Below are 18085 nucleotides of genomic sequence, written 5' to 3'. Positions count from 1 at the left end.
ATGGCTAATCTGGATGGAGCAAGTATTCATGAGCAAACGTATCGTGGTGACCGGCATGGGCATCGTCTCGCCGCTGGGGAGTGGCTGTGAAACCGTCTGGCAGCGCCTGCTGGCGGGACAGTCGGGCGTGGTTCAGCTGGACGAGCAGCACACGCTGGATATTCCGTGCAAGATCGGCGGCGTCGTGGCCGACTTTGACGCCACCTTGGCAGCCGAGCCCAAAGACCAGAAAAAGATGGACCGCTTCGCGCTGTTTGCCTTGGCGGCAGCGCAGGAAGCACTGGACCAGGCAGGCTGGCATCCCGACACGGAAGACGCGCAACTGCGCACCGCCACCGTGGTCGCTTCCGGCATCGGCGGCTTTGGCGCGGTGGTGGAGGCAGTACGCACCACGGATGGACGCGGACCGCGCCGGCTGTCGCCGTTCACCGTACCGGGCTTCCTTGCCAATATGGCGGCCAGCCAGATCTCGATCAAGCACGGTTTGCGCGGCCCGCTCGGTGCGCCGATCACCGCTTGCGCCGCTGGTGCGCAGGCAATTGGCGATGCCGCGCGTTTGATCCGCGCCGGCGAAGCTGATATCGCCGTCTGCGGCGGCGCGGAGGCGTGCATTGACCGCGTCAGTCTGGGTTCTTTTGCCGCCATGCGCGCACTGTCCACCAGCTTTAACGATGACCCGACCACGGCATCGCGGCCGTTCGACCAGGCGCGCGACGGTTTCGTCATGGGCGAGGGCGCCGGCATCCTGGTGATTGAAGAGCTGGAGCACGCCTTGCAGCGCGGCGCCGTGCCGATCGCGGAACTGGTGGGCTACGGTACCAGTGCCGACGGCTATCACATGACATCGCCGCCGGACGACGGCAACGGCGGTCGCCGCGCCATGGAGCAGGCGATACGCCAGGCCGGCGTGCCGGCATCGGCCATCGGCCACCTGAATGCGCACGCCACCTCAACCTCGGTGGGCGATATCAGCGAACTGGCCGCCATCCGCGCGGTGTTTGGCGCGGATGGCGGCCCGGCCATCTCCGCCACCAAATCGGCGACCGGACATTTGCTGGGCGCGGCCGGCGGGGTAGAAGCAATCTTTACGATTCAGGCACTGCGCGACCAAACGGCGCCGGCCACCCTGAACCTGACGGAGCGCGATCCCGCCGCTGAAGGTCTCGACATCGTCGCCGGCTCACCGCGTCCAGTGCACACCGAATACGCGATTTCCAACGGCTTTGGATTCGGCGGCGTCAACGCCAGCCTGCTGTTCCGGCGCTGGCCGTCAGGACGCTGATAGAATATTTCTGTTTAAATGGAATAAAGTAGCTCCAGCTGCGTTCACCACGTAGTAACACACAGTTTTCACTTGTCGATCACTACGGAGCTACCCATGAAACGTCTCAGCCTGCCCCTCCTTTTCCTGTTGACCTGCGCCGCTGGCGCCAATGCCGTCGCCGGCCCCGCCCTCGACGCGGCGCAAGCCCATTTCGCCGCCATCGGCGCCGGCGACCGCAGCGCCATCCTGCGCGATTACAGCGATAGCGCGCGGCTGCTGTGGGTCGGCGGTCCGCTGGATGGCGCATATGACGGCACTGCCGCCATCGGCGCGGTCTGGGACAAATTCGGCGCGGCGCTGGGCAATGCCAAGGTGAGCGTCGGCGCCATCGAGGAGTCGGCCAATCCGAAGGGCGCGACAGTCACTGCCGCTGTGCAGTTCGACGGTAAAAATCAGGTGAAAGTACGTTACGTGCTGACTTATCGCGAGGGCAAGCTGGTTCACGAAACCTGGCAAGTCGATCCCAAACTGGCGATTACCGCGCGCTGAACCATGCCTGACCAAGCACCGGGCGCCGACGCGCTTCTTTTGGCTTGCGTGCCGCGCCTGCGGCGGTACGCGCGCGCGCTGACGGGCAATGCCGCCAGCGCCGACGACCTGGTGCAGGACACGCTGGAGCGAGGCTGGGCCCGCCTCGCGTCCTGGCAAGCCGGCACCGATATGCGTGCCTGGCTGTTTTCGATCATGCACAATGTGCGGATCGATCAACTGCGGCGCAATCCGGCGCAGGTGGAAGAATTTAACGCGGACACCCATACCGGCGCCGTGCACGACGATGCCACCGTGCGCCTGCAATTGCGCGACATGGAGACCGCCCTGCGTCTGCTGCCGGAAGACCAGCGCACCGTGTTGCTGCTGGTCGGACTCGAAGAGCTGCGCTACGAAGAAGTCGCCGCCATGCTGGAAATCCCGTTGGGAACGGTGATGTCGCGCCTCGCGCGCGCCCGTGAAAAATTGCGTGCCCTGATGGAAGGCCGCCCGTTGCGCGCGCCGCTGAAAGTCGTCAAATGAGCCAGATGCCTGTTACCGAAGCCGAACTGCACGCCTATGTCGATGGCGTCCTGCCCGCTGCCCGCATGGCGGAGATCGAAGCCTATCTCAACGCCCGTCCGGAAGAGGCGGCACGCATCGCCGCCTATGTCACCCAAAACGACGAACTGCGCCGCCTGTTTGATCCGGTGCGGGATGAGGTTCCGCCTGCCGCCATGCTGGCGCGGCCGCAGGCTGACCGCCAACGTCAACCCTGGCTGCGCGCGGCGGCCATGGTCGCCATCGCCTTTATGGGCGCAGTCGCTGGCTGGGGATTGCATGGAATCGTCGCGCCGGCGCAGATGCAGGCGCGCGTGACGGACGATGCCGCGCCCATGCTGGCCAGCGCCGGCGGCCTGGCCCAGCGCGCCGCAGTGGCGCACGCGGTCTACACGCCGGATATGCGGCGGCCGGTCGAGATCGGCGCGCTGCAGGAGGAGCAACTGGTGACCTGGCTGTCGAAGCGGCTGGGCAGCGATGTGCGCCCGGCCCGTCTCGGCAAGCTGGGCTATGAACTGATCGGCGGGCGGCTGCTGCCCGGTGATAGTGGGCCGGTGGCGCAGTTCATGTATCAGGATCAGGCCGGCCGTCGCCTGACTTTATACGTATCCAATGAGCAAACCCGCAATCAGGACACCGGGTTCCGCTTTGCCAGGGAAGGCCGGGTCAACGTCTTCTACTGGATCGACGGCAAATTCGGCTATGCGCTGTCGGCCGGCGCGGACAAGGGTGAACTGGCGCGCGTGGCGACCAGCGTCTACGAACAATTGGAGCGAGCCGAGCCCAGACCGTAGCTCTACCGAGGTGCGTAGCCGATATTCCTGTGCAGCGTGCGTCATGCCTGAGTTGGTCCAGTTATAATCGGAACAACGCTTTGCTTGATTCTACGAGGAGATACGATGAAGGCCTGCCTGTGTTTGCTGCCTGTGCTGACCCTGATCGCGGCGGGCGCCGCCAATGCGCAGGAGCGCTATCGCGACGACCGTGGCGAAGATATTCAACTGGTGTGCTACGGCGGTGCGGAAAAGCCGACGGCGGAAGTGCGCTCCGGGTTTGAATGGGATGCGCAACAGCATAAGTATGTGCCCAAGCAGAGCGTGGAAAGTGGCAAGTCGGACTTCCAGGCAACCATCAATGTGTCGATTCACGGCGACCGTGCCGAGATCCAGCTACCGAAAAGCCTGATTCCGCCCCTGCATGGCGATAGCAATAACGGCTGGTGGAACATCAACGACCTGATCGTCGGGCATGATGAAATCCGCGGCCAGTTTCGCCTGAACGGCCTCAATCAGCCGCGTTTGTCGATCAACCGGCGCAGCGGCGCCATCACCATCGACGGCATGATCAAGTTCAACGGCCGCTGCGATGCGGATGATGGCCATCGCCGTTTCTGATCGCCGTCAAGGCCGCCGTTAGCGCGCCGCCGCCGGCGCACTGACGTTCGCTTCCAGCACATAGGCGGCCTGCTCGTTCCGCCGCGCGGCATTGCGCATCAGGTAGACGCTGACTTTGTAGACCGCGCCGGCAGGTGCGGCCATGGCAAAGTGATCGCCGTCGCGCGAACCGACGAACAGCGCCTCGTCCGCGCCATCGGCGCTGACATTGAAGTTGGTGGAGCGGTTGGCGCTTTTCAGCTTGAGATCGAGCGCGCCGCCGGCCGGTACCGCCAGCCGATATTCCACCGTACCATAGCCCTTGAGCTTGCCGCTTAGTTTCTTCAGCGGGGCTCCCTGCGCCAGCTCAAGCTGTTCGTGCCGTACCGGATCGGCAGCCCAGGCGCTGGCGCTCGCCAGCAATAAGCAGGTCAGGAAAGGGGCGATTTTATTCATGGTTTGCTCCAGGTGGGGGACGTAGATTGACATCAATCTGTTGGTAGGGAATCTCAATGCCGGCTGCTTGCAAAGCCGCCAGCACGCGCTGCAGCAGCTCGCCCCGTACCTGCATCCAGTGGCTCAAGTCGGCAGTCCACGCGCGCACGATGAAATTGAGCGCACTGTCGCCGTAGCCGGTCATCAGCACCACCGGCGCCGGCTCGCTTTCCACGCCCGGGGTGGCGACGGTGGTGGCGTTGAGCAGGGCGATGACTTGCGCCGGATCGGCGCCGTAGGCCACGCCTACCGTAATGTCGAAGCGGCGGCTGCTGTCGTACATGGTCCAGTTGGTGAGATTGCCGCTCAGCAGCAGGCCATTCGGCACGACCGCATCGGCGCCATCGAAGGTGCGGATGGTGGTGGCGCGCAGGCGGATGTCGCGCACGGTGCCGGAGATGCCGGCCGCGTCGATGACGTCGCCGGGCTGGATCGGCCGCTCAAACATCAGCACCACGCCCGAGACGAAATTGTTCACCACGTTTTGCAGGCCAAAGCCGATGCCCACGCCCAGGGCGCCGAACACCAGCATCAGCTGGCTGACCTTGAAGCCGGCGGCCGACAGCGCCACCAGCAATCCCAGTATCAGCAACGCATAGTAGCTCAGAGACGCGATGCTGTTGCCAACGCCGCGCGGCAGCTTGCTGTGGCCGGGCAATTCTTCGCGCAGCAGCCGGCGCACCGCGCTGGCGACCCACACCGCCAGCCAGCTGGAGAACAGGAACACCAGTACGTCGCCGAGGTGGATCGAGACTTCGCCAACGTCAATGCCGGCGCCCAGCACGGTGGCGCCTGCACCTTGCAGCGGACGCAGCAGCCGGAAGCGATGCAGGCTGTACAGCAGCCAGCCGAGCACCGCGCCGAGCACCAGCAAGCGTTCGAAGATGGCTTGCAGCACCGGTCCTTGCCGGTGGATCAACTGACGCCCAGCAAGTTGCGGCTGGTTCAGGATCACCTGCAACAGGCCGAGGCAGGCGGCCACGCCGGCATACAACATCAAGGCCATGTAGCCGCTGTCGATGACGCCGCTGGTGAGCGTCTCCGCCAGCGAGGTGTTGCCGACGACGTTGCAGACCAGGGCGACCGCCAGCATCAGCAGGACCGCCCAGGCCAGCACGGGACGCAGCCAATGCAGCGCCTTGCCGCAGCCGACGGGCAATGCAGGCGGGCGGCGCAGTATCCAGATGGTCAGGCAGAGCGCCAGCGTGTTCAGCGCAAGCAGGAACAGGCGGTAAATGCCGGCATCGGCCACTGCCGCGACCCCCAGCCGGTCCAGCGCATACAGGCCGACCGCGATGTAAGGCGGGACGCCGAGCCAGGCTCTGGTGTTGTCAGGCAGCAGCCGCAGCACCGGCACCAGCGCCAGCAGCAGTGCGAATTCCTGCACCAGCAGCGGCGCGTCCGGCTCGAACACCAGCGCCGACAGCATGGCCAGCAACAGCCAGGCGGAGAGCGGGCGGCGCAAGGCTGGCACCGCCGTACTGAAGCTGGCGTTGCCGTGGCGGCTGCGCAGCACCAGCCAGAGTATCAATGGCAGCAACAGCACCTGCACCACGTGCAGGGCCTGCTGGTTGGCGGTGCCGGCTGAATTGTAATCGTGCGCAAACTGCACTTCGACATCGAGGCCCTGCTCCACGGCGTCGAGGGTGGACTGCGGATTGTGATTGAGGTTGAGCCCATGCCACAGCGGCGGCACATCGACGCGTAGCAGGCGGCTATCAATATCGTCGATGGCTGCGGCCACGTCGGCTTTTCCGGCGCGGATGCGCGCCGTGATCGTGTTGGCGCGTTCACTCAGCGCGAACTGGCGGGCCAGCGCCGTGCCCAACTCGGCCTCGCACGCATCGATCTGGGCCAGGATGGCGTCCACGCGGTCGGACATGATCGGCGGCAGGCCGTCGAGCAAGCCGGCCGCGCGCGTGGCCGACCACGCCAGGCGGCGCTGCGCCAGCTGCATCGCGGTCTGCTCGTACGGCGCGAACGCCTTGCGCGCGTCCGCTTCCCAGCGGGCAAAGCGGCGCTCATCGAATTCCCAGTGCCGCGCCAGGCTTTCCAGCCGCATGATCGGCAGCGCCCGCAGCATCGCGCCATTGGCGTTGCGCTGCTTGGCATCGACCGGGGCAAGAATCTCGTCGAGGGTAAGGCTCAGCCGGTCCGTCGGCTGCGGCGCGGACAGCAAGCGCCTGGCAAATTCCACTTGTTGCTGTTCGTCGCTGGCACGTGCCAGGATGTCCGGCACGGCGATTGGCCCAATAGCAGTGCTGGCGTTGGCAGTCTCCGGTGGCGCTGTGGCGGCGGGCGCCGCGTGAACGTCGGCGCCCGCTAGCCAGCACATGATCAGCACCAATGCCGCAGCCAGCCGGCGCAACGAGGAGGCCGGCGTTGGGGGGGTGTGCGGCGCCGCGCCATCACTGCTGCGCGCGCTCCCACGTGTAGCTGCCCGCATTGCCGCCGAGTTCCAGCAGGAGGCGGCCATTGACGATGCGGTAGGAGCGCACTGCCTCGATATCCTGCGGCAGTCGCTGGCCCACCGGATCGGGCGGGCACATCATGCGCGTCAGCGCCAGCGGCCCAAGCTGCAAGCTGCCGCCCTGGCCCGCCGGCGTGGCTTGCCACTGGCCACTGCCACGGTTGCAGTCGACCTGCGCCAACAGGCGGCCGTCTGGCTGGAAGGTCAGTCGATATTGATCTGGTCTTGCCGGGCGGACGGCGGCACCGTCGCCGTCAGGCTGAAACGCCATCAAACTCCAGCTGCTGCCGGCCAGACTGGCCGGCTGATCCGGATTGCTGGAACTTGCCGCACAGCCGGACAGCAGGGCTGCAGCCGCCAGCGGGACACCAACAAAGCGATGCTTCATGACCCCTCCCTATTGAGCGATAATTATAAAGCTATTAAGAATATTCTAAACCAAGCGGGGGGCTTGTGCGTTCAGGCGAACGCTGGCGTCAGGCTTTGTGTGACTTGACCGAATTGCGGATGATGCGCACCGGCTTGCTCTGCGAGTGCACCGGATCGGCCGGCAGCATGTCGGCCAGCGTTTGCTGATCCAGCACGTTGAGGAAGGCTTGGGTGGCGTCGTTGAGCGTGTGTTTCAGCTTGCAATTCGGCGTCAGCGGACAGGTGTCGGTGGAGCGGTCGAAGCATTCGGCCATGAAGAAATCGGTCTCGGTGGCGCGCACCAGCGCGCCGATGTTGATGTCCTTCGGCTCTTTCCCCAATCGCAGCCCGCCATTACGCCCGCGCACCGTCTCGACCAGACCGGCCAAGCCCAGCTGGTACACCACTTTCATCAAGTGGTTTTTGGAGATTACGTGCAGATCGGCGATGTCCTGAATGGTGACCAGACGATCCCGATTGGCCGCCAGGTACAGCAGCGTGCGCAGCGAGTAATCGGTAAAAGAGGTGAGACGCATGCGTTGATTCTGACTTAAGACAGATTAATGCGCCATTTTACATGCTAGTGAGTTATCTTGCGTACCGACGCGCAGAAGCGATGGCCGCAGACTGGCGTTATCTGGAATCTCGGGAGGCCTTATGGACAATGAAGATGAACGCCGCCGCTTTATCGGCGAATTGTGGCAACGGTTCGAGCAATTGCAGGCATGGGCAGTGGAGAACTGGCCTGATAAAGAGCACCCGCTTTCGAGCGCCGACTTTGTGGAGTCGCGCAAGGAGATCCTCGGCCTGCGCAATCCGGCCCAGGCCCCCGGCGGCGTGCCGGCAGACCGGGAACCGGAGCAGGGCGGCGCGCAGTATATCGATGTGACCCCGGCGCCGTGGCCTTGAGGAGCAGTGATTAGTCGTGGACCACTGGCGTGCCGATTTGCGCCAGCAGCCACGCAATCAGGCTGACCACCAAGCTGGCCAGCACGCCCCAAGCCAGATTCAGCGCACTGTCGAACAGCAGCGGTGCCACCAGTCCGGACACCAGTGCGAACAACAGCATCTGGATGAAGGACTGCATCGACGACGCCAGCCCGCTGTTGTTCGGGAAGTACTCCATCGCGATCAATGACAAAGGCGTCATCGCCAGCGCCAGGCCGAAGGAGTAGATAAACAGCGGCATCACGGCCCACGGAATGGCCGCGACAAACGCCAGGTTATAGGCGACGTTGATTGCGCCTGCGGTAATCATGACCACAAAGCCCAGCCACACCTGGCCTTTGCGCGAGAACTTCTGCGCAAATTTGCCCGACAGCGCGGAGCCGATCACCATGCCGCTAATCAGCGGCACAAACATCCACGCGAACGCGGTTTCCGGCAGGTGCAGGATGTTCATTACGAAGTAGGCGGCGGAGCCGATATACAGCGCCACGCCCGCAAAGCACATGCCGACGGCCACCGCCAGCAGCAGGAAGTGGTGGTGGCACAGCACCTTCCAGTAATTCTTGGCGATCACGCCCAGGTGGAACGGATGGCGGTCCTTGACGGCCAGGCTTTCCGGCAGCGCGCGGAATACCGACACCAGCATCAGCAGGCCGAAGGCGCTGAGGAACCAGAAGATCGACCGCCAGCCGAGGCTCACCTGCAGCCAGCCGCCCAGCACCGGGGCAATCGCCGGCGCCAGGCCGAATACCATCATGATGTGCGACAGGATTTTCTGCGCCTGGATGCCGTCGAAGCGGTCCAGCACAATCGCCCGTCCCACCACCGAGCCGGCGCCGGCGGCCAGGCCCTGCACCACGCGGCAGGCCAGCAGCACGCCGATCGACGGCGCCATTGCCGCCACTACCGAAGCGGCGATGTAGGCCACCAGCGAAACGATGATGACCGGACGGCGGCCGAAGGAGTCGGACAGGGTGCCGTAAAACAGCATCATGAACGCGAAGCAGAACAGGAACATCGATAGCGTCTGCTGCACCAGCAAGGGGCTGGCGTTGAAGGCCACGGTAATCGCCGGGAAGGACGGCAGATAGGTATCGATGGCCAGCGGTCCGACCATGGTCAGGCCGGCCAGCAGCAGCGTCAGCAAAATATTCATGAATAGCGTATTGTTCGTTGGACCCGGCATTTTACGCGATATGCGCTTGCCGCATAAGAATGGCCGAAAACCTTCGTTTGTTTGCGTGCAGCGGGCGGTTATGCTGCGCAGTGGGCGATTGCGCTCAGGATTTTCGAATTAGAGACACTATGACTATAGACACCTTTGACGGCACCTCCGTCAAGCCTTCGCACTGGAACCTGGCCAGTGTGATCGAACAGCTGCGCGTTTCGCGCGAGGCCACCCACAACATCCGCCACCACGGCCGCGTGCGCGAACTGCCGTCGCGCGAGGCGCTGACCATCATCGTCAACGGTTTGCAGGCGGTGCTGTTCCCGACCCACTATGGCCGTCCCAACCTGACCGACGAAAGTATCGATTTCTTTGTCGGCGATACGCTCAACACCACCTTGAACCGGCTGGCCGAGCAGGTGCGGCGCGGTTTGCAGTTTTCGTCGGAAGAGGCGATTCCCAACGAAGAGGCGCTGACCAAGCAGGCGCACGACATCACGCGCCAGTTTGCGGCCGGACTGCCGGAAATCCGCGCGTTGCTGGTGTCCGACGTGCAGGCGGCGTTTTCCGGCGATCCGGCGGCGACCTCGGTGGCCGAGATCATGCTGTGCTATCCGGGCACCATCGCCATTCTGTATTACCGTCTGGCGCATAGCCTGCATCGCCTTGGCTCGCCGTTCCTGGCGCGTCTGGTTTCCGATATTGGCCATTCGCTGACCGGAATCGATATCCACCCCGGCGCGCAGATCGGCGCCAGCTTCTTCATCGACCATGGCACCGGCGTGGTGATCGGCGAGACCGCCATCATCGGCCAGCGCGTGCGCCTGTACCAGCATGTGACGCTGGGCGCCAAGCGCTTCCCGGCAGACGAGCAGGGCGTGTTGATCAAAGGCGTGCCGCGCCACCCGATAGTCGAAGACGACGTGGTGATCTACGCCGGCGCCACCATTTTGGGCCGCATCACTATTGGCGCTGGGTCCACCATCGGTGGTAACGTGTGGCTGACGCAAAGCGTTCCGCCGGCCAGCAACGTCTCGCAGGCGCAAATGCGCAACGACTGAGGCAATCAGTCCACCATCCGCTTCACGCCCAGCCTTTCCAGTTGCTCCGACACCTCGGGCGAGGTGTGGAGCAGGATGCCGTAGGGTTCCTGCGATGTCTGCTTTTTGTACAGCAGCGTAAAGCCGTCGCCCGGCAGGTAGACGCCCTTGAGCGCACGCTTCCAGCGTAGTTCCGGCTTGTCGTTGGCGATGCGCGTGTAAGCCACTTTATCGTCGAAGAACTGGTACTCGGCGTCGAAGGGTAAAGACTTCTTCGCCGATTTGAGCACGCGGTTGGCGGTGAAGCCGGCCAGCCGAAAGTTAAATGCCGGCTGGCGTCTTTTCTGCAGCGCTTCAATCGCCGGCACGAAGTAGGTCACCACCATGATCGCCACAAAGAACGCTGCGAACAGCAGTTCTAGCCGATAGCCCTTGTAGGGAATCCCACCGATAAGCGTCATCAGCAATGACACGATCAATCCGAACGTGCCGAGCGCGTAAACGATTTTTTGCGAATTGGGCCGCCGCTTCGGCATGTAGCGCATGACGCGACTGACGAAGCGCGCGTTCATCATTGCCAGCCTGGCGGCGGAGATGGCGCGGACTTCGGCATGCATGCGCTCCCATTCGGCAGCATCAATGGGTGCGCACACGCGCAACAGGGGATCGGCTGGTTTATCCATATCAAAGATGATTTGCCATGCAATCTAGGGATTGCAAGCTTACATTTGCTTACGCGCGAAACCTGCTTTATACATCAGATTCCGCCGCTCGCGCGTTATTGATCCTGGTTGCGGCAATCGCCGCACAAAGAACGAGGACTTATACAATGACGAATAAAATGATCTATGCGGCGGCTCTCGCCACGGTTATCGGCCTCGGTGGCTGCACCACGGTGGTCAAGGAGCGCGTTGTGGTGCACGATCATCCGACCACCGTGCGCTATGCGCCGGCCCCGGTGCAGGAAGTGATGCCGCCGGCGCCGGCTCCCGGCTACGCCTGGGTGCAAGGCCACTGGGCCTGGCGCGACCACGGCTGGCAGTGGCAGCGCGGTTACTGGTACCAAGGCCCGTCGCGCCCCATGCCAGCCGTGATCGTGGAGCAGATCACGGTGGCGCCGAGTCCATCGCACTACTGGGTGCCGGGCCATTGGGCATGGCACCACAACGAATGGCAGTGGACGCGCGGTCACTGGGAGCGTTGAAACACCTTCTCGCGTAGGGTGCCGGGCGTGTATTCCTCGCGGTAGCGGCCACGCCGCTGCAGTTCCGGCACGATCAGGTCGACCACGTCGCGCATGCTCTCGTGGGCGACGGCGAAAGCCAGGTTGAAGCCGTCGATGCCGGTGTCGTCCTGCCAGGCTTCCAGCTGGTCGGCGATCTGCGCAGGATCGCCCACCAGCACCGGCCCGCGTCCGCCAAGGCCGATGAACTGCGCGGCTTCGCGCACGGTCCAGCGGCGGTCCGGGTCGGCCTGGCTGAAGGAGGCCAGCGCCGAACGGCCGGCGTCGGAGTCGATGTATTCGATGGTGGCGTCCAGCGGGAACTTGCTGAAGTCGACGCCCGTCCAGCCGGATAGCAACGCCAGTGCGGCTTCGATGTCGATGTAGCGCTTGTATTCTTCATGTTTGGCGTGCGCTTCGGCTGCCGTTGGTGCGGTAATGATCAGCGCCTGCGCGTAGATTTTGAGATCGTCGCCGTCGCGGCCGGCCGCGTGCACTGCGGCACGCAGGTCGTCCGCATACTTCTTCACCACCTTTTTGCTTGGACCGCTAACGAAGGTGCATTCGGCATGCTGGGCCGCGAACGCCGTGCCACGCGGCGAGGTGCCGGCCTGGTACAGCAGCGGCGTGCGCTGCGGCGACGGTTCGCACAGGTGAAAGCCGGGCACCTTGAAGTATTTTCCTTCGTGGTTGATCGGGTGGATGCGCGACGGATCGGCATACACGCCGCGTTCCTTGTCGTTGATCACAGCGCCGTCTTCCCAGCTTTCTTCCCACAGTTTGTGCACCACCTCCATGTATTCGTCGGCGAGATCGTAGCGTTCGTCGTGGCTCAGTTGCTGGTTCAGGCCCAGGTTGCGCGCGGCGCTGTCGAGGTATCCGGTGACGATGTTCCAGCCGATGCGGCCGCGCGTCAGGTGGTCCAGCGTGGAGATGCGGCGGGCGAAGGTGTAGGGATGCTCATACGTCAGCGCGCACGTCACGCCGAAGCCGAGGTGCGTGGTCACCTGCGCCATCAGCGGGATCAGCGCCAGCGGATCGTTGAGCGGCACCTGCACGCCGTGACGGATGGCGGCGGCGGGACTGCCTTCAAAGACGTCGTACACGCCCAGCACGTCGGCCAGGAAGATGGCGTCGAAACGGCCGCGTTCCAGCAACTGCGCCAGTTCGGTCCAGTGGTCGGGGTCCTTGTAGCGGTGGCTGTTGTCACGCGGGTGCGTCCACAGTCCCGGCGACTGGTGACTCACCGTGTTCATTTGAAAAGCGTTGAAGCGTATGAATTTCGGCATTTACTTGGTTTTTTCCAGCGCCACTTGATCATCGGTCTTGGCGTAGTCAGGGAAGTATTTCTCGGTCACGGCGAGGAATTCGCGCGAACGGTAGGCGGCGGCGATGTCCTTGGCGAACTGTTTGTCCTTGTCGGCGGTACGGATGGCGACCAGATTGGCGTAGGCCGGCGAGATTTTCTCGGTCAGCAGCGCTTCCTTCAGCTTCAGGCCCGAGGCCAGCGCGTAGTTACCGTTGATGAAGGCGTAGTCGGCGTCTTGCAGGGAGCGTGGCAGTTGCGCAGCTTCCAGCGGCAGCAGCTTGATCTTCTTGATGTTGGCGGCGATGTCGCGTTCCGACGCCTTGATCGGATCGGTCTTTTCGCGCAGCTTGATCCAGCCCAGTTGATCCAGCAGCACCAGCGCGCGGGATTGGTTGGTCGGGTCGTTTGGCAAGGCGACGGTGGTGCCTTCTTTGACTTCGTTCAGCGACTTGTGCTTTTTGCTGTAGATGGCGATCGGCGCGGTCGGGATCTTGACCAGTTCCGACAGCGCCAGTTTATGGTCGGTCGAGAACTTGGTCAGGTAGATGATGTGCTGGAAGACGTTGGCGTCCAGCGAACCTTCGGCCAGCGCGTAGTTGGGCTGGATGTAGTCGTTGAATTCCACCAGTTTGATTTTATAACCCTGCTTTTCCAATATCGGCTTGATGCCCAGTTTGATCTGGTCCGCATATGGACCGGAACTGGTGCCGATGACGATTTCCTTCGGATCCTTGGCGTAGGCGGAGAAGCTGATTGCGGCGGCGACTGCGGCCAGCAGCAGGTGACGGCGAGTGTTCATGTGTTCCTTTAGCGTTTGTCGATGCGTTTTGCGATGCGGTTGCCGGTGAACTGGATCACCTGCACCATGAGGATCAGGATGGCGACGGTGGCGACCATGATGTCGGTTTCGAAGCGGTAGTAGCCGTAGCGGATGGCGAGGTCGCCGATGCCGCCGCCGCCCACCACCCCGGCCACAGCGGAGTAGGAGAGGAAGCTGATCGACAGCACGGTGAGCGCTAGCACCAGGCCGGAGCGGGCTTCCACCAGCAGCACGCGCAGGATGATCTGGAATTCCGAGGCGCCCATGGCGTGGGCGGCTTCGATCACGCCGCGCGGGACTTCGCGCAGGTTTTGTTCGACCAGGCGGGCGAAGTAGGGGATGGCGGCGAACGACAGCGGCACGGCAGCGGCCAGCGGTCCGATGGAAGTGCCGGCGATGATACGCGTGAACGGCACCAGCGCCACCAGTAGGATAATGAACGGGAAGGAGCGCACGGTGTTCACTAGCCAGCCCAGTACCATTGCGGCCGGGCGGTTTTGCAGCGATTGGCCGTCGCCGACCAGGAACAGCATAACGCCAACTGGGCCGCCGATCAGGATCGCGGCCGTCAGGCCGATGCCAAGCATGACCAGCGTCTGGCCGAGCGCTTCCCACATTTCAGGCAGCATGGCGAAGATGGCGTTGGCCGAGGCGCCCAGCGAGGACAGGAGTTCAGACATGGGCGGTCTCCGTGAGTGGCGCGATGGCCGCCAGCGCGTTGGCGGCGGATGCGCGGTTGGCGACGGCGGCGGCGAGTTCGCGGCCGAGCGTCGTGTGGCGTGGCGCGGCCAGGCTGGCTACGTCGTCCAGCGCGAATTGTTCGGCGATGGCGCCGTTTTCGATCACCGCGACGTGGTCGCAGACTTCACCGATCACGTCCAGCTCATGGCTGACGATCACAATCGTCACGTCCAGCCGCTGATTGATGTCCTTCAGCGTGCCAAGCAGCGCGCGCGTGGTTTCCGCGTCCAGTGCGGACGTCGGCTCGTCGCACAGCAGCACCGCCGGCTTGCTGGCCAGCGCGCGGGCAATGGCGACGCGCTGCTTCTGGCCACCCGACAGCTGCGCAGGATAGCTGTCCGTCTTGTCGGTCAGCCCCACCAGATCGAGGCAGTCGCGCACGCGTGCGGCGATCTGCTGCTTGCTTTGCCCGCCATGGATGTGCAAGGGGAAGGCGACGTTATCAAACACGGTGGCATTCTGCAGCAGATTAAACTGCTGGAAGATCATGCCGATATTGGCGCGTGCGTCGCGCAGGTCGCGCTTTGACAGCGACGTCAGTTCACGGCCATCGACCGTGATCGCGCCCTGGTCCGGCCGCTCCAGCAGGTTAATCAAGCGAAGCAGCGTCGATTTGCCGGCGCCGCTCTTGCCGATCAGTCCAAAGATTTCACCTTGGCCGATGTCCAGCGACACATCGCGCACCGCGCGAAAGTCGCCGAAGGCTTTGCTCGCATGCTCGATGCGAATCAGGGTAGTAGTCATCAGGAATAAGCAGTAGGTTCAGGCAGCGTACCGTCGAGCGCATAGCGTCCGAGGTCGCGGATTTTGTAATCGACCGGATCGTGCAGGGTATGCACCCGCACGTTGCGCCAGAAACGGTCGTAGCCAAATTTGGCGGAAGTAGAGCGGGCGCCAGTCAGCTCGAAGATATCGTTGCTGACATCCACGCCCGCCTGATGCGCCAGCACCTTGGCCTCGGCCACCGACACCGCCAGTTCGCCGCGCTGCTGCGCCGTGATGGCAGCGCCAAGGCGGAACAAGCGGTCCAGCTCCTGCGCCGCATGGTCTGCCAGCACCGAGGCAGGCCGCAACTTGAGCCACAGCTGGCCGAAGCGATGCTGGATCAATGGATCGGCGCCGGCTTTCTCCACGCCGGAGGCGAACCAGGGCCGCGCCTCCTTGGCGATGTAGGCACGCGCCGCTTCAAATGCGCCTTCGCCGATGCCCAGATAGAGATTGGCCATGATCAGCTGCGCCACCTGCGAGCGCAGCGTGGCCTGCGCCGTCGCCTTCACGCCTGGCGCTTGCAGCACCTGCGTCGACGGCAGCGACACCTGGGTAAAATGCACATTGCCGCTGTCGGTCTGCTTCTGGCCGAAGGCATCCCAGTCGGCTTGCACCGCTACGCCATGCTGGCGCGTTGGCACCACACCGATCAGCGCCGACTGCGACTCTTCGTGCCAGGCCGAGATGGTCAGCCAGTCCGACCCCACCGAGCCAGACGAAAAACTCTTGATGCCGTCCAGCTGGAAGCCGTAATCGGCATCCAGGGCGACGGTGCGCTTGTCGAGCGGATTGAGGGCGTTGCCCCAAAAGAGATTCTGCTCCACGGTCTGCGTCAGAAAGCGACGCTGCTGCTGCACGCTGCCATACAGCTGAATCCCGGCCAGTTGCAGATGGTGGAAGCCGAAGACGTGCGCCAGCGCGCTGTCGGCGCGGGCCAGGATGCGGATGACTTGATACACCGTCGGCCAATCGGCGCCCTGGCCGCCGTAAGCGGTGGGGATCGATAACGTCAGCAGGCCGGATTCGCGTATCCATTCACGCTCCTGCGCCGCATGGCCGCCTGTCTGGTCGCGCACATTGGCGGTTGCTGCAAGCCGCTGCGCCAGTTCGGCCGCGACTTGCAGCGGATCGTCGGCGTGAGTGGACGACGGTTTAAGTAATGCATGAGACATGGTATGTCCACTAAATAGAGAAATCGGTCTTGCCAGTATGACGACCGCCCTAAACTCAGTACACGAAGAATTCCGGCTTTCCTTATGCGGAAAAATCATGCTATGGATTTTGCATATAGAAGCGCAAAACTATTCGTTTTGAATTGAATGGGGCGGATTTATGCTAAGCGCCACCATCAAGAAAACAGGGGATAGGACCATGAGCATTCTTCTACTGAGCGGCAGCCCGGCAGCGCCTTCGAGCACCGGCCGTTTGCTGGATCATGTCGGCGACAAGCTGGCTGCGCTCGGCCACCGTCACAGCAAGCTGCAAGTGCGCGACCTGCCGGCCAAGGCGCTGCTGCATGCCGACTTCGCCGACCTGACGCTGAAGCGCGCGATAGACGCCGTGGCCGAAGCGGATGCGATTGTGATTGCCACCCCGATTTATAAAGCCTCCTACACCGGCGTGCTGAAAGCCTTTCTGGACCTGCTGCCGCAGGACGGGTTGAAGGACAAGCTGGTGCTGCCATTGGCCACCGGCGGCAGCCAGTCGCACATGCTGGCGCTGGACTATGCGCTGCGCCCGGTGCTGCACGCGCTGGACGCGCGCCAGGTGTTCACCAGTATTTACGCCACCTCGCAGCAGCTGGTGTGGAATGACGTGAGCGGCCTGACGGTTGATCCGGCCATCGCCTGGCGCGTACAGGCCGGCGTGGATGCGCTGTCGGCATGTCTGAACGCGCTGCGCCAGCAGCCGGATGATGTCTTCGTCACGCAGCCGCAGCCCGTGCGGCTGGCGCGCTAAGGAGATAGCATGAGCATCGAACAAAAACGCGCCTCGCGCCGCCATACTCTCGGCCTGCTGTTTGCAGCGGGCGTGATGGCGGCGGGTGCGGGTCAGTCGCAAGCGCAGACGCCAGCCAGGCAGGAAATCCGTATCGGCTATCAGAAGTACGGCACGCTGACGCTGCTGAAAGGCCGCGGCACGCTGGAGCAGCGTCTGGCCTCGCGTAACGTCACCGTGAAGTGGACCGAATTCCCGGCCGGCCCGCAGCTGCTGGAAGGCCTCAACGTCGGCAGCGTGGACTTCGGCACCGTAGGCGAAGCACCGCCGATCTTTGCGCAGGCGGCTGGCGCCAACCTGGTCTACGTCGGCAACGAGCCGCCGTCGCCAGGCAGCGAAGCCATTGTGGTGCACAAGGATTCCAAGCTGCGCAGCCTGGCCGATTTGAAAGGCAAAAAGGTCGTATTGAACAAAGGCTCCAACGTCCACTACCTGCTGGTGAAGGCGCTGGAGAAGGCGGGCCTTGGCTACAAGGATATCGAAGTGGTCTACCTGCCGCCGGCCGATGCGCGCGCGGCGTTTGAGCGCGGCAGCGTGGATGCCTGGGCGATCTGGGACCCGTTCCTGGCCGCCGCCGAGAAGCAGCTGAACGCGCGCGTGCTGGCCGACGGTAAAGGGCTGGTAGCCAATCACCAGTTCTACCTGGCCGCGCGTCCCTATGCTGAAAAGAACAGCGACATCGTCCGCATCGTGCTGGAAGAAATCGCCAAGGTCGATGAGTGGGGCGCCAAGAATCCGAAGGACGTGGCGCAAATCCTGTCGGCGCAAACCGGGCTGGATATCGACATCGTGGCGCTGGCTGCCTCGCGCTACAGCTACGGCGTCAAGCCGATCAGCGCCGACGTGCTGGATCAACAGCAAAAAGTCGCCGACGCTTTCTCCAATCTGAAACTGATCCCGAAACCGATCGCGGTCAAGGATGCAACCCTGCCGGCCAAACAGCTGGCGGCGCAATAAGGAAGTCACGATGTC

21 protein-coding genes are annotated in these 18085 nt (G+C 63.4%); 10 read left to right on the top strand and 11 right to left on the bottom strand.

Going from position 1 to position 18085, the window contains the following annotated elements; all coding sequences use genetic code 11:
* The first annotated feature begins 13 nt into the window (after window positions 1–13).
* The 5 genes from fabF to HH213_RS28615 all read left to right on the top strand — a co-directional run bounded on the left by fabF (window position 14) and on the right by HH213_RS28615 (window position 3747).
* Entirely contained in the window at window positions 14–1282 is a 1269-nt protein-coding gene (gene fabF / locus HH213_RS28635) for a beta-ketoacyl-ACP synthase II (protein ID WP_217363475.1), read from the top strand.
* A gap of 96 nt (window positions 1283–1378) precedes the next feature.
* Window positions 1379–1813, top strand: a complete 435-nt coding sequence (locus HH213_RS28630) for a nuclear transport factor 2 family protein (RefSeq protein WP_169114558.1) — start codon at window positions 1379–1381, stop codon at window positions 1811–1813.
* Window positions 1814–1816: 3 nt separating this feature from the next.
* Complete coding sequence (locus HH213_RS28625; RefSeq protein WP_169114556.1) at window positions 1817–2335, top strand: sigma-70 family RNA polymerase sigma factor; 519 nt, start codon at window positions 1817–1819, stop codon at window positions 2333–2335.
* Window positions 2332–3147 (top strand): anti-sigma factor family protein, encoded by an 816-nt coding sequence (locus HH213_RS28620; protein ID WP_169114554.1) that lies wholly within the window; start codon window positions 2332–2334, stop codon window positions 3145–3147. The genes HH213_RS28625 and HH213_RS28620 overlap by 4 nt, the downstream gene beginning before the upstream one ends.
* A 105-nt stretch (window positions 3148–3252) precedes the next feature.
* Window positions 3253–3747, top strand: a complete 495-nt coding sequence (locus tag HH213_RS28615) for a hypothetical protein (RefSeq protein ID WP_110849465.1) — start codon at window positions 3253–3255, stop codon at window positions 3745–3747.
* 18 nt (window positions 3748–3765) lie between these two features.
* Here HH213_RS28615 and HH213_RS28610 read toward each other — a convergent pair whose 3' ends face one another.
* From HH213_RS28610 to HH213_RS28595, 4 genes are all read right to left on the bottom strand, one after another.
* On the bottom strand, window positions 3766–4182 hold the full coding sequence (locus HH213_RS28610) for a hypothetical protein (protein WP_169114552.1): 417 nt from the start codon (window positions 4180–4182) through the stop codon (window positions 3766–3768).
* Entirely contained in the window at window positions 4175–6667 is a 2493-nt protein-coding gene (locus tag HH213_RS28605; RefSeq protein ID WP_169114551.1) for a mechanosensitive ion channel family protein, read from the bottom strand. The genes HH213_RS28610 and HH213_RS28605 overlap by 8 nt, the downstream gene beginning before the upstream one ends.
* A complete protein-coding gene (locus tag HH213_RS28600) occupies window positions 6630–7079 on the bottom strand; it encodes an META domain-containing protein (RefSeq protein WP_169114550.1) in 450 nt (149 codons plus the stop codon). The genes HH213_RS28605 and HH213_RS28600 overlap by 38 nt, the downstream gene beginning before the upstream one ends.
* An 88-nt stretch (window positions 7080–7167) precedes the next feature.
* Entirely contained in the window at window positions 7168–7635 is a 468-nt protein-coding gene (locus HH213_RS28595) for an RrF2 family transcriptional regulator (RefSeq protein WP_110849469.1), read from the bottom strand.
* Between the two features lie 121 nt (window positions 7636–7756).
* Here HH213_RS28595 and HH213_RS28590 point away from each other — a divergent pair, with 121 nt between their 5' ends.
* A complete protein-coding gene (locus HH213_RS28590; protein WP_110849470.1) occupies window positions 7757–8008 on the top strand; it encodes a hypothetical protein in 252 nt (83 codons plus the stop codon).
* A gap of 10 nt (window positions 8009–8018) precedes the next feature.
* Here the strand turns inward: HH213_RS28590 and HH213_RS28585 are convergent, their stop codons facing one another.
* Window positions 8019–9203 carry a multidrug effflux MFS transporter gene (locus HH213_RS28585; RefSeq protein WP_169114549.1) on the bottom strand — a complete coding sequence of 395 codons (1185 nt, stop codon included), beginning with the start codon at window positions 9201–9203 and terminating at the stop codon, window positions 8019–8021.
* 149 nt (window positions 9204–9352) lie between these two features.
* Between HH213_RS28585 and epsC the strand changes: the two genes are divergently transcribed.
* The gene (gene epsC / locus HH213_RS28580; protein ID WP_169114548.1) at window positions 9353–10276 is read left to right on the top strand and encodes a serine O-acetyltransferase EpsC; all 924 of its coding nucleotides are present in this window, start codon (window positions 9353–9355) and stop codon (window positions 10274–10276) included.
* Window positions 10277–10281: 5 nt separating this feature from the next.
* Here epsC and HH213_RS28575 read toward each other — a convergent pair whose 3' ends face one another.
* Window positions 10282–10938 (bottom strand): hypothetical protein, encoded by a 657-nt coding sequence (locus tag HH213_RS28575; protein ID WP_110849472.1) that lies wholly within the window; start codon window positions 10936–10938, stop codon window positions 10282–10284.
* Window positions 10939–11084: 146 nt separating this feature from the next.
* On the opposite strand from HH213_RS28575, the gene HH213_RS28570 reads away from it, so the two are divergent.
* Window positions 11085–11459 (top strand): YXWGXW repeat-containing protein, encoded by a 375-nt coding sequence (locus tag HH213_RS28570; RefSeq protein WP_169114547.1) that lies wholly within the window; start codon window positions 11085–11087, stop codon window positions 11457–11459.
* On the opposite strand, the gene HH213_RS28565 is transcribed toward HH213_RS28570, so the two are convergent.
* From HH213_RS28565 to HH213_RS28545, 5 genes are read right to left on the bottom strand one after another with little or no spacing between them, the layout of a single operon-like run.
* Window positions 11444–12766 carry an LLM class flavin-dependent oxidoreductase gene (locus HH213_RS28565; RefSeq protein WP_169114546.1) on the bottom strand — a complete coding sequence of 441 codons (1323 nt, stop codon included), beginning with the start codon at window positions 12764–12766 and terminating at the stop codon, window positions 11444–11446. The genes HH213_RS28570 and HH213_RS28565 overlap by 16 nt on opposite strands.
* Window positions 12767–13585 carry a MetQ/NlpA family ABC transporter substrate-binding protein gene (locus HH213_RS28560; RefSeq protein ID WP_110849474.1) on the bottom strand — a complete coding sequence of 273 codons (819 nt, stop codon included), beginning with the start codon at window positions 13583–13585 and terminating at the stop codon, window positions 12767–12769. It lies immediately after the preceding gene.
* Between the two features lie 8 nt (window positions 13586–13593).
* Window positions 13594–14286, bottom strand: a complete 693-nt coding sequence (locus HH213_RS28555; protein WP_174864443.1) for a methionine ABC transporter permease — start codon at window positions 14284–14286, stop codon at window positions 13594–13596.
* On the bottom strand, window positions 14279–15091 hold the full coding sequence (locus HH213_RS28550) for a methionine ABC transporter ATP-binding protein (protein WP_169114545.1): 813 nt from the start codon (window positions 15089–15091) through the stop codon (window positions 14279–14281). The genes HH213_RS28555 and HH213_RS28550 overlap by 8 nt, the downstream gene beginning before the upstream one ends.
* Window positions 15091–16287 (bottom strand): acyl-CoA dehydrogenase family protein, encoded by a 1197-nt coding sequence (locus HH213_RS28545; RefSeq protein ID WP_169114544.1) that lies wholly within the window; start codon window positions 16285–16287, stop codon window positions 15091–15093. Before HH213_RS28545 ends, HH213_RS28550 begins: the two co-directional genes overlap by 1 nt.
* A gap of 199 nt (window positions 16288–16486) precedes the next feature.
* Between HH213_RS28545 and ssuE the strand changes: the two genes are divergently transcribed.
* Together ssuE and HH213_RS28535 are read left to right on the top strand one after the other, a co-directional pair.
* Window positions 16487–17074 (top strand): NADPH-dependent FMN reductase, encoded by a 588-nt coding sequence (gene ssuE, locus HH213_RS28540; protein ID WP_169114542.1) that lies wholly within the window; start codon window positions 16487–16489, stop codon window positions 17072–17074.
* A 9-nt stretch (window positions 17075–17083) separates the two neighbouring features.
* Window positions 17084–18070, top strand: coding sequence for a sulfonate ABC transporter substrate-binding protein (locus HH213_RS28535; RefSeq protein ID WP_110849478.1), 987 nt, complete (start codon window positions 17084–17086; stop codon window positions 18068–18070).
* The last annotated feature ends 15 nt before the right edge of the window (window positions 18071–18085 follow it).

This window comes from Duganella dendranthematis (assembly GCF_012849375.1).
Lineage (GTDB): Bacteria > Pseudomonadota > Gammaproteobacteria > Burkholderiales > Burkholderiaceae_D > Rugamonas > Rugamonas dendranthematis.
This window is presented reverse-complemented; position numbering and strand designations above follow the sequence as displayed.